At 76.6% G+C, this 11,953-nt stretch carries 6 protein-coding genes; all 6 read left to right on the plus strand.

The annotated features are described in order from the left end of the window. Complete coding sequence (locus ACGFIG_RS30050) at positions 1-1,287, plus strand: MFS transporter (protein ID WP_393008635.1); 1,287 nt, start codon at positions 1-3, stop codon at positions 1,285-1,287. Between the two features lie 70 nt (positions 1,288-1,357). Continuing rightward, positions 1,358-1,576, plus strand: coding sequence for an MbtH family protein (locus ACGFIG_RS30055; RefSeq protein WP_393008637.1), 219 nt, complete (start codon positions 1,358-1,360; stop codon positions 1,574-1,576). 21 nt (positions 1,577-1,597) lie between these two features. After that, positions 1,598-7,105 carry an amino acid adenylation domain-containing protein gene (locus ACGFIG_RS30060; protein ID WP_393008639.1) on the plus strand — a complete coding sequence of 1,836 codons (5,508 nt, stop codon included), beginning with the start codon at positions 1,598-1,600 and terminating at the stop codon, positions 7,103-7,105. Position 7,106: 1 nt separating this feature from the next. After that, positions 7,107-10,445: an amino acid adenylation domain-containing protein gene (locus tag ACGFIG_RS30065; protein ID WP_393008641.1), complete on the plus strand. Its 3,339-nt coding sequence runs from the start codon at positions 7,107-7,109 to the stop codon at positions 10,443-10,445. Continuing rightward, the gene (locus tag ACGFIG_RS30070; RefSeq protein WP_393008643.1) at positions 10,442-11,110 is read left to right on the plus strand and encodes a hypothetical protein; all 669 of its coding nucleotides are present in this window, start codon (positions 10,442-10,444) and stop codon (positions 11,108-11,110) included. Before ACGFIG_RS30065 ends, ACGFIG_RS30070 begins: the two co-directional genes overlap by 4 nt. Positions 11,111-11,181: 71 nt before the next feature. Next, positions 11,182-11,953: condensation domain-containing protein (locus tag ACGFIG_RS30075; protein ID WP_393008645.1), on the plus strand; the 772-nt coding region annotated here is incomplete at its 3' end.

Consider the following 11,953-nt stretch of genomic DNA (forward strand, 5'->3'; position numbering starts at 1 on the left):
ATGGACGGTCACCGATTCGCCGCGTCCCGGCTCCTGCCGCCACCCGGGCTGCCCCGGGCGATCGCGTACCAGTCCGCCATGGTCGCCGTCGGCAGCGGCACCTTCCTCACCGGCAGCATCGTGTTCTTCACCGAGGTCCTCGGGCTCAGCCCGGTGCAGATCGGGGTCGGCTTCTCGATCGCGGGTCTCGCCGGGGTGCTCACCTCGCTGCCGTTGGGCGCGCTGGCCGACCGGATCGGCGGGCAGCGGTCCTGGGCCGTCGGCGCGCTCGGGTCGGCGCTGACGTTCGCCGCCTACCCGCTCGTGACGTCCTTCGTGGGCTTCGTGGTGCTGATGGTGGTGGCCGCCGCCACCGACTCGTTCGCCAACGCCGGGCGCACCATCTACACCGCCGACGCCATGCCGGCCGAGGACCGGGTGCGCACGATGGCGTACGCGCGCTCGTACCTCAATGCCGGCTTCACCCTCGGCACCGGGCTCGGCGCGCTGGCGCTGGCGTTCGACTCCGCCGCCGCGCTCGTCGCCATGGTGCTGCTCAACTCGGTGCTGTCGCTGCTCAACGCCGTCCTGGTGACCCGGCTCCCGGCCGCCCCGGTGGTGCGCCGCGACCGGGCGGTGACCGCCTCGCGGTGGGCGGTGCTGCGGGACCTGCCCTACGTCACGACCGCCGTGCTCCTCGCCGTCATGATGTTCCACTCGGTGGTCCTCGTCGAGATCCTGCCGCTCTGGGCGATCACCCACACCGACGCCCCCAAGCCGCTGCTCGGCGCGATGCTGGCCCTCAACACGGGGCTGGTGATCACGTTGCAGGTGCCGGCGTCGCGCGGCGCCGACTCGCTTCCCGGCGCGGCCCGCCTCATCCGCCGGGGCGCCCTGGTCACCGCCCTCGCCTGCCCGCTGGCGGCGCTCGCGGGCCGCACCGGCGGGGGATGGACGGTCGTCGTGCTCCTCGGCGTCGTGGTGCTCGTGACGGCCACCGAGCTGTGGTTCTCGGCGGCGCTCTGGTTCGTCCAGACCAACGTGCCGCCCGCCGCTTCGCGCGGGGTGTACCTCGGCACGGCACAGACCATCAGCTCGGCGGCGGACGTCTTCGCGCCGGTCGGCCTGACCCTCCTCGCGATCCAGACGGGCGGCTGGGGGTGGTGGGTCGTCGCGGCGATCTTCGTAGGCTGCGCGCTCGCCGCCGGGCCGGCCGTCGGCTGGGTCGCCCGGACGCCCCGGACCTGTGGGGACACCGAGGCGCCGCCGTCCGCGCCCGAGCCGGTCGTACGGCCCACCTCCGCCTGACGGCCGAAGATCGACAGATTCCTTGACACGTGATCGACGTGGCTGGAATCCTTCCCGCGAAGGGGGTCCGATGAGCACTGACGACGACACCCGGACGTACGCCGTGGTCGTGAACGACGAGGAACAGTTCTCGATCTGGTGGGACGACCGGGAGCTGCCCGCCGGTTGGCGACGCGAGGGCACCACCGGCTCGCGCGCCGAGTGTCTCGCCCGGATCGACGAGGTGTGGACGGACATGCGACCCGCGTCGTTGCGGCGCTGGATGGACGAGCACGCCGCCACCGGCTGACCCCGCACCGGACGAGGGCACATGAACGACAGCCTCCAGCGGTATCCAGCCCTCGCCGTACAACGCGGGATGGTGCTGCAGACCCTCCGGCAGCCCGCCGGTGGGGTGGACGTCCAACAGGTCACGATCAGCTGGGACGGCCCGCCGGACCGGGAGGCGTTCACCGCCGCCTGGCAGGCCGCGACCCGTCGGCACGCGGCGCTGCGTACGGCCTTCGAGGTCGACGGCGACCACGGCGTGGCGCAGGTCGTCCGGCCGGACGTGGCACCCGACCTGCGGTGGCGGGAGTCCACACTCGACGACTTCCTCCACACCGACCGGTACGAGCCCTTCGACGTCGGCCGGGCGCCCCTGCTGCGGGTCACCACGCTGGGCGACCAACACGTCGTCGTCACCTTCCACCACGCGATCCTCGACGGCCGCTCCACCCGGATGCTGCTCGACGAGATCCTCGCCGACTACGCCGCGCGCCGGGCCGGCCGGGCTCCGGACCCGCCGACCCGGCCGCCGTTCGTGGACTTCGTACGCTGGTGGGGCACGCGCGACCCGGGCAGCGACGACGCGTTCTGGAAGGGACACCTCGCCGGCGCCCCGCTCCCCCGGGCGCTGCCGGGTCGCCTCGACGCGGACCCCGGCGCGCGCGGCGTGCCGGCCTCGGACGAGCTAGCCCTGGCCCGGCCCGACGCCGACCGGATCCGGGCCGCCGCCGCCGAGGTCGGCGTCACCGTCGGCATCCTGGTCCACGCGGCCTGGGCGCTGCTGCGCGGCGGCTACGGCGGGGTCGACGACGTCACCTTCGCGGTCACCAGATCCTGCCGCTACGACAGCGTCCCGGACGCCGGGAGGATCCTCGGGCTGCTGATCAACACGGTGCCGCTGCGGATCCGCCTCGATCCACGGTGGACCGTGCGGCGGTTCCTGACCGACGTGGCGGACCGGATCCGGCAACTGCGCGAGCACCAGCTCACGCCGCTGCACACCATTCTCGACCAGGCGGGCCTGGCGCCCGACACGCCGCTGCTGGACAGCCTCGTGGTGTTCGAACGGCAGCGGCTGGGCACCGCCCTGGCCGAGGGCGGGCCGGAGGCGGCCCGGCGCTCGGCGCGCGTACACCGCATGCCCGGCTACCCGTTGACGGTGCACGCCTTCGACGAGCCCGAACTGCGCCTGGGCGTGACCTGGGACGACAGCAGCCTGCTGGCCGCCTCGGCGCGGCGGATCCTCGCGCAGCTGCACCACACCGTGCGGGAGCTGGCCGACCGGCCCGACGCCCGCCTGGCCGACCTGGATCTCGGCGCCGCCGGGGAGGCACCGCTGCGCGCAGCCTGGAACGCCACCCGACGGCCCTACCCCCGCGACGCGTCGATTCCCGAGGTCTTCGCGGCCCGGGTCGCCGCCGCCCCCGACGCCGCCGCGCTGGTGCTCGGCGACCGCACGGTCTCGTACGCGGAGTTGGACCGGGCGGCCGACCGGCTGGCCGGGACGCTGCGCGGACACGGGGTCACCGGGGAAGCCCCCGTCGCCGTGCTGCTCCCCCGGGGCGAACCGCTGATCCGCGCCCTGCTGGGCGTACTCAAGGCCGGCGGGGCCTACCTCCCCGTCGACCCGGCCGCCCCGCCCGCCCGGATCGCGGACCTCCTCGCCGCCAGCGGCACCCGCCTGCTGCTGACCACCGCCGAGGCCGCCGCCGGGCTGCCCGACCTGGGCCCGGTGCGGGTGCTGGACGTCGAGGCGCCGGACGCGCAACCCACGCCGGCCGGCCCGCCCCCGACCACGGTCCCGGCCTGTGCGGGACCGCCGCCGGAGCCGATCCACCCGGTGCGGCTCGCCTGCGTCCTGCACACCTCCGGCTCGACCGGTGCGCCCAAGCGGGTCGGCATCACCCACCGGGGCGTGGTGCGGCTGGTGACCGACCCGGACTTCGCCACCCTCGGCCCCGGCGAGCGGATCCTCCAGTTCGCCCCGACCGCCTTCGACGCGTCCACCTGGGAGATCTGGGGCGCGCTGCTGACCGGCGCCACGGCGGTGGTCGCACCGCCGGACCCGGTGGACCTCACCCGGCTGTCCGCCCTGCTCCGCGACGGCGGGGTCACGGTCGCCTTCCTCACCGCCGGCCTCTTCCGGCAGCTCGCCGAGGAGGACGTCGCGGCCCTGGCGGGCGTCCGGCAACTGCTCACCGGCGGGGACGTGGCGGACCCGGGCGCGGTCCGCGCCGTCCTCGCCGCGCGCGGCGGGCTGCCGCTGGTCAACGCGTACGGGCCAACCGAGAACACCACGCTGACCAGTTGCCACCTGATGAGCGGCCCCGCCCCGCTGGGCGACCGGGTGCCGATCGGCCGTCCCGTGCCGCAGAGCACCGTCCACGTGCTCGACACGGACGGCCGGCCGGTGCCGGTCGGGGTCGCGGGCGAGCTGTACACCGGCGGCGACGGGTTGGCCCGTGGCTACCTCGGCGACCCGGCGGCGACCGCCCGGGCGTTCGTGCCCGATCCGCAGACGCCGGGTGAGCGCCTCTACCGCACCGGTGACGTCGTGCGCTGGCGCGCGGACGGGGTGCTGGAGTTCCTCGGCCGCCGCGACGACCAGGTGAAGATCCGGGGGTTCCGGGTCGAGCCGGGCGAGGTCGAGGCGGTGCTCCGGGCGCACCCGCGGGTCGCCTCGGCGGCGGTGACCGTACGCGGCGACGGGCCGGAGCGCCACCTGGTCGGCTACGTCACGCCGGCCGGCCCGGCGGCGCCGAGCCCGGCGGGCCTGCGTGAGCACGTCGCCGCCCGGCTGCCCGCCCACCTGGTGCCGGCCGCGTTCGTCGTCCTCGACCGGCTGCCGCTGACCGCCTACGGGAAGGTCGACCGGGCCGCACTGCCGGCGCCCGGGCCCGCCGAGGCGGATCCGGACGTCGCCGGGCCCGCCTCGCCGACCGAGCACCGGCTGGCCGAACTCTGGTCCCGGCTGCTGCCCGGCGGGCGAACGCCCGCGAGCATCGGCCGGGAGACCGGGTTCTTCACCCTCGGCGGCAACTCGCTGACCGTCACCCGGCTGATGTTCCGCATCCGCGAGGCGTTCGGCGTGGAGCTGAGCGTGGGCCCGTTCTACCGGGCGCCCACCCTGGCCGCGACGGCGGCGGCGATCGACGCGGCGACCGGATCGACGACCGGCGGCCGGGGGCGGACCGCGCCGGCGCTGCGCCGCCGCGACCGGGTCCCGCAGCCGAGCGCGCGGGGCCTGCCGGCGCACCTGGCCCGGCTGACCGACGGGTGGGCGCTGTGGCGGACGGTCTGCCTGCGGGGCGCCGGCCTGCCCGTGGACCTGCTGGCCCCGATCGGCGACGCGGAACTCGCCGCCGCCGCCGACCGGGTGGTGGCGGCCACGGCCGACGGGGACCCGGCCGGCATCGCCCGCGCCGAGGCGGCGTACGCGGCCGTGTACCCGCAGGCGGTCGGCCGGCTCGCGGTGGCGCTGCACGCGGTGGCGGCCCACCCCCGGTTCCGCGAGGCGGTGGCGTGGCAGAACCCGCACGCCCTGCGCACCGGCGTCGACGCGCTGCTGCGCCGGGGCCCCGACAACCCGTCCCGCAACACCAAGCACCGCCAGCACGAGGCGCTGGTCACCAGCTACCTCCAGCGTTACTGCGTCAAGAACGACACCATCGGGTTCTTCGGGCCGGTCGGCTGGGCGCGGATCGAGCCGGGCCCCGGCGTACGCGTCGGCCCCGCCGACCCGCCGGCGCTGCTCGCCGCGCGGACGGTCTACCTGGAGGGCTGGGCGGTCGCGGCGGTGCTGGCCCCGTACGCGACGCGGCTGCGTCCGTGGCTCGTACCCCGGCTCATGCCCTTCCTGGAGCTGGCCGGGACGACGCTGCGGGTGCCGCTCGCCGCGCCGGTGCGGCTCAGCGACGCCGAGGCGGCGGTGCTGCGCGCCTGCGACGGGATCCGCGACGCGAACGAGGTCGCCGGGGTTGTGTTGGCCGAGCCGGGGTCGGGACTGCGCTCGATGCGGGAGGTGCACGAGGTGCTGGAGACGTTGGCGACGGCCCACCGGATCGCCTGGCAGCCGGAGGTGGCGCCGCACGACACCCGGCCGGAGGAGACCATGCGGGCCCGGCTGGACCGGGTCACCGACGCGGCCGTACGCGGGCCCGCGCTCGCCGCCCTCGACGAGCTGCGCGCCGCCCGGGACGCGCTCGCCGCGTCCGCCGGCGACCCGGCCGGGTTGACCGCCGCGATGACCGGCCTGGAGGCCACCTTCACGAGGCTGGCCGGCGTCCCGGCGACCCGGCGCGCCGGCACCATGTACGCCGGGCGCACCCCCGTCTACGAGGAGTGCCTGCGCGCCGGCACGGTCGGCATCGGCGAGGCGAGCCTCGACGGGATCCGCGACGCGCTCGGCCTGGTGCTGGACAGCGCGCGCTGGTTCACCGCCGCCGGTGCGACGCTCTACCAGCGCTTCTGCGCCGACATCCATCGGCGCCGGGCCGCCGAGCTGGGCACCGACGTGGTCCCGCTGGCCGACTTCTGGTTGCTGGCCGGCGAGGCGCTGTTCCACCCCCCGCAGCGGCTGACCGACCTGCTGACCGCCGCGCTGCACCGGCGCTGGGCCGACGTGCTGCCGCTGCCGGCGGGCCAGCGGCGGATCCGGTTCACGGCGGCGGAGCTGGCCCCGGCGGTGGCCGCCGCCTTCCCGCCGGGGCGGCCCGGCTGGCCGTCCGCGCGCCAGCACAGCCCCGACCTGATGCGCGCCGGCGACGAGTGGGTCCTCGGCGAGCTGCACCCCGGCGTCAACACCCTGCGGTACGCCACCTGGATCGCCTACCACCCGGAGGCGGACGCCCTGCGCGCCGCGCTGGCCCGGGACGTGGGCGCCGGGGCGGTCTATCCCGCCGAGACCGGTCAGGAGGGCGGCGTGCCGACCAGGCTGAGCCACGCGCTGACCGGGCCCGACGACGTCCGGCTGGTGTTCGCGCACGACTCGTTCGGGCACGACCCGCGCCGCAGCCTGCGCGTCGGCGAGTGCGACCTGGTCGAGGTGGCCGGCGGGTTGCGGGTACGCTCCCGCGACGGGCGGTTCGACCTGGACCTGATGCACGTCCTCGGCGACGTGGTCGGCGCCGGGCTGTCGCAGCTCTTCCGCATCCTGCCCCCGGCGGCGCACCAGCCCCGGATCACCGTCGACTCCCTCGTGGTCAGCCGCGAGTCGTGGACGTTCGCCGCCGCCGACCTCGACTTCGCCGAGACCCGCGACGAGGCGCTGCGCTTCCGGCAGGCCCGGGCCTGGGCGGGCACGCACGGCCTGCCCCGGCACGTGTTCCTGCGCTGCGCGGGCGAGCGGAAACCGGTGCACGCCGACCTGACCAGCCTCGCCTCGGTCGACCTGGTGTCCCGCTCGGTGCGCCGGGCCCGCCGGCACGCCGGGGACACCACCGTCTCGGTGGTGGAGATGCTGCCGGCGCCGGACCAGCTCTGGCTCACCGGACCCGACGGTCGGTACACCGCCGAGCTGCGGGTCGTCGCGGTCGACGGGCGGGTGCGCTGAGATGGACGTCTTCGAGTTCCCGGCGTCGGCCGCGCAGCGGCGGATGTGGCTGCTGGACCAGCTCGACCCGGGCCAGCCGACCTACCACGTCGGCTGGGCCGTGTGGCTGGACGGCCCGCTGGATCCGGCCGCGCTCGACGGGGCCTGGGCGGCGGCGGTCGCGCGGCACGAGATCCTGCGCACCTGCTTCCGGGCCAACGGCGGGCGGCCGATCCAGGTGATCGACGAGGACGTCCCCGCGACCGCCATCGAGGTCGTGGCTCTGGACCAGTTGCCCGAGGCGGACCGGGAGGCGGCGGCCCGGGCCGCGCTGCGGGAACACGTGCGCACCCCGCTGCCGCTGGAGCGGGGTCCGCTGGCCCGGGTCAGGCTGCTGCGGCTCGCCCCGCAGCGGCACGTGCTGGCGCTGGTGGCACACCACGCGATCATCGACGGCTGGTCGTTGCGGCTGCTCTTCGACGAGCTCTCCGCCGACTACGAGGCGCTGCGCGCCGGCCGGCCGACCGTCTCGGTCGAGCCACCCCTGCAGTACGCCGACTTCGCCCTCTGGGAGCGGGAGCACGCCGACGCGGGCGGCCACGACGAGGCGGAACGCTTCTGGCCGGCCGAGCTGGCCGGGGCGCCGCCGGAGGTGCCGCTCCCGGTCGACCACCCGTACCCGGACCGGCTGTCGCCGGCCGCCGCCGAGGTCGCGGTGCCGGTCGACGGGGAGCTGGCCGGGGCGCTGCGCCGCCTGGCCGAGGCGCGGGGCAGCACCCTGTTCACCGTCCTGCTGACCGCGTACGCGGCCCTGCTGTCCCGGCTCAGCGGCGCGGACGAGGTGCTCGTCGGCGTGCCCGTGGCCGGGCGTACCCGGATCGAGACCGAGCCGATCCTCGGCCTCTTCGCCAACACCGTCGCGATCCGGGCGGCGCTGCACGGCGACCCGACGCTCGCCGAGCTGCTGGACCGGCTGCACGCCGCCACCGCACGCGCCCAGGCCCACCAGGACCTGCCGTTCGCGCGGGTGGTCGAGCTGTGCCGGCCGCAGCGGCAGCCGACGCGGGCGCCGCTGGTGCAGGTGATGTGCACGGTCGAGGAGGCCCTGCCGCCCGTGGACCGGGGGGCGCTGCGCTGGCGGCCCGAGCTGGTGCCCACCGGCACCGGCAAGTTCGAGCTGGAGCTGGCCGCCGTCGTCGGCCCCGACGAGCTGTCGGTACGCCTGCGCTACCTCACCGACCTCTTCGCCCCGGGCAGCGCGGGCCGCTTCGCCGACGCCCTGGCCGCGATCCTGGCCGCGCTGGCGACCGCCCCGCAGACCCGCGTCTGCGACGTGGACCTGCTCTCCCCGGCGACGGCGGACCTCGTCACCCGGGTGTGGCCGGCGGCCCGCTCCGGGTCGGTCCTGCCGTCGGGGAGCACCGCGGCGGCGCTCGTGGCCGACGTCGACGCCGGCGAGCGGGTGGTGATCGCGGGCGAGGACGCGACGCTGACCGGCACCGCGCTGCGCGGGCTCACCGCCCGGATCGCCACCGGGCTGCGGGGGCTCGGCGTACGGGCCCAGGAGACCGTGGGCATCGTCCTGCCCCGGGGGGCGCGCCCGCTCCCGGCGCTGCTGGGCGTGTGGCGGATCGGGGCGGCGTACCTGCCGCTCGACCCGACCCACCCGCCGGGACGGCTGCGCGGGATGCTCGCCGACGCCGGGGTGCGGGTGGTCGTCACCGACAGCGGCGCCGTCCCCGCCCCGCTGCTGGCCGAGCTGGGCGCGGCGGCGACCCTGCTCGACCTGGCCCCGACGGAACCGACGGGCGAGGGAACCCCGTCGGCGGTGCCAGCCGGCGCGGGGACACCGCCGGCGGAACCGACGGGCGCGGCGGCGCAGCCGGCTCTGCCGCCGCCGTGTGCGGTGCCGGCGACGGCGGCGGCGTACGTGCTGTTCACCTCGGGGTCCACCGGCCGGCCGAAGGCGGTCACCGTCACCCAGGGCGCGGTGGCGCACCTGCTGCACGCGTTCCGCGAGATGGTCCCGCTGGGGCCGGCCGACCGGGTCCTGTCGGTGAGCCCGTTCGCGTTCGACATCGCCCTGCTCGACCTGCTCCTGCCGCTGCTGTGCGGGGCGCCGGTGGTCGTCGCCGGCGAGGACGACGTGATCGACGGCAACCGGCTGCGACGGCTGCTCGCCACGACCGGGACGACGATGCTCCAGGCGACGCCGACGACCTGGCGGATGCTGGTCGCGGCCGGCGGGGTGCCGGCCGGGGTGCGGCTGCGCCTGAGCGGCGGCGAGGCGCTGCCCCGGGCGCTGGCCGACGCCCTGGCGGAGCCGGGCACCCGCCTGTGGAACTGCTACGGCCCGACGGAGACGACCGTCTACTCGACCGGGGCGGAGGTCGAGGCGGGGTCGGCGCCGCCGGACCTCGGCCCGGCCGTCGCCGGCAGCCGGGTGTACGTGCTGGACCGCTGGCTGCGGCCGGTGCCGCCGGGCGTGGTCGGTGAGGTGTGCATCGGCGGCGCGGGGGTCGGCCGGGGCTACGTCGGGGCGCCCGGCTGGACCGCCGAGCGGTTCGTGCCCGACCCGTTCACCCCCGGCGGTCGGCTCTACCGCAGCGGGGACCTGGGCCGGTGGCTGCCGAGCGGGCGGATCGAACCGCTGGGGCGGGCCGACCGGCAGGTGAAGGTGCGGGGCTTCCGGGTCGAGACGGCGGAGGTGGAGGCGGTGCTGCGCGGCCACCCGCAGGTCCGCGACGCGGTCGTGACGACCGCCTCCGACGTGGACCACGACGGCGTGCGGCTGGTCGGCTACGTCGTCACCGACCCGCCCGCGACGGATCCGCCCGCCGACCTGTCCGGGTACGCGCGCCGGTTCCTGCCCGCGCACATGGTGCCGGCGGTCTTCGTGGCGCTGCCCGAGGTGCCCCGGACCTCCCGCGGCAAGCTCGACCTGCGCGCTCTGCCGGCGCCGGCGAGGGGTGCCGGCTCCGGCGAGGCGCCGGTCGCCCCACGCACCCCGCTGGAGCGGGAGCTGGCGGGGCTGGTGGCCGACCTGCTGGGCCTGCCCGACCCGGTCGGGGTCGCCGACAACTTCTTCGTCCTGGGCGGACATTCGGTCAAGGCCACCCAGCTGATGGCCCGGGTCTGGACGACGTACGGGGTGGACCTTCCGGTGCGCACGCTCTTCGACGACCCGACCGTGGCGGGCCTCGCCGCGGCGGTCACCGCCGCCGGGGCGGGAGCCGACGCGCCGGCCGGGACCGTCCCCGCGACTCGCACCGGCGGCGCGGAGTCCCTCGACACGTTGACCGACGACGACGTCGACGACCTCCTCGCCGGGATGGACCGACCGTCCAGGTGGGACGGGTGATCGACCCACGGCGGCCACCGGACTGGCTGGTGGCGGTGCTCGCCGCGCTCACCGAGGGCCACGACCCGGCCGCGCCCCCGCGCTGGCGGCGGCGGGTGGACGCCGAACTCGACCGGCTCGCCGGCCGGGTGCCGTTCCCGGTGGTGTACGACTGGCACGCGCGCGTACTCGCGTCGGTGCCCGGTGGCGACGCCAGCCGGGTGGGTGGGCTGTTCCGGCGGGCGCTGGCCGGCGACGAGGTCGGGGCGCACGAGTGGCGCGACGCGCTCCGGCCCGCCCTGCGCGAGCTGTACCGGGCCGCCTACCCGTACGCCGAGGCACGGGCGGTCGCACACGCCAACGCCCACGCCTACGCGACCGCCAACGGCTACGGCCCCGACGAGGTGACCGAGTTCGCCGCGCACTACGCCGACCTGAGCACCGGGGCCAACGCGGAGGCGTTCGCCGACGCCAACGCCATCGCGAACGCCGACGCGCTGGCGGGTGCCCTGGCCGGCGCCGACGAGCGGGCGTACGCCGCGGCGCACCCGGCCGCCCTGGTGCGCGCGTACGCCCTGGCGGCGGCGAACCGGTCCGGCGCGGGGGCTGTCCCGCGCGTACTCCGGACGGCGTACACACGGCTCGCCGACACGCTGACCGAAAGTCTGCGCGCCGTGTCGGAATGAGGTCTCCAGGCCCAGCCGTCGGGCCCTGGCACCGGTCTGCCGCATCGTCTAATGTTGATCCACTTCGGCCGATGTCCGGTGTCACGGCAGGCCAGTGGGGATTCGAGGGGGCACACTTGCCGGGCGACAAGACGATCCGTGTTCCGGCCCCCGGCCGCGTCCCGTCGGCACGGGCGTCCGCGGAAGTCGAGCGCCTGTCGGACCGCTCCGGCCTCCTGCCGCTCTCCTTCGCGCAGCGGCGGCTGTGGATCCTGGAGCGGCTCGGTCGGGTCGGTCACGCCTACCACATGCCGCTGGCCCTCCAGCTCGACGGCCAGCTCGACCGCGACGCGCTGCGGGCGGCCCTGGACTCCCTGGTGGACCGGCACGAGGTCCTGCGTACCCGCATCGTCGCCGACGGCGCGGAGGCGGCCCAACACATCGATCCGCCCGGGGCCGGGTTCCCGCTCCGGCACGAGGACCTGACCGGGCACGCCGATCCCGCCGCCGCCCTGGCCGGGCTCCAGCAGGAGGAGAGCACCGCCCCGTTCGACCTGGCGGCCGGGCCGCTGTTCCGGGGCCGCCTGGTCGCGCTCGCCCCGGACCGGCACGTGCTGCTGCTGACGATGCACCACATCGTCAGCGACGGCTGGTCGCTGGGGATCCTGACCCGCGAGTTGGGGGCGTTGTACGCCGCCTACCACGCCGGTCGGCCTGATCCGCTGCCGCCCCTGCCCGTGCAGTACGCCGACTACGCCGCCTGGCAACGCCAATGGCTCACCGACGGCACCCTCCAACGCCAGGAAACCCACTGGCGCCACACCCTCGCCAACGCACCCACCCTGCTCGACCTACCCACCGACC

This window comes from Micromonospora sp. NPDC049048 (assembly GCF_043197615.1).
GTDB lineage: Bacteria > Actinomycetota > Actinomycetes > Mycobacteriales > Micromonosporaceae > Micromonospora.

Coding starts and splice junctions, on each gene's coding strand:
- ACGFIG_RS30055 (WP_393008637.1), top strand. CDS start 1,358: ATGAGCACTGACGACGACACCCGGACGTACGCCGTGGTCGTGAACGAC.
- ACGFIG_RS30060 (WP_393008639.1), top strand. CDS start 1,598: ATGAACGACAGCCTCCAGCGGTATCCAGCCCTCGCCGTACAACGCGGG.
- ACGFIG_RS30065 (WP_393008641.1), top strand. CDS start 7,107: ATGGACGTCTTCGAGTTCCCGGCGTCGGCCGCGCAGCGGCGGATGTGG.
- ACGFIG_RS30050 (WP_393008635.1), top strand. CDS start 1: ATGGACGGTCACCGATTCGCCGCGTCCCGGCTCCTGCCGCCACCCGGG.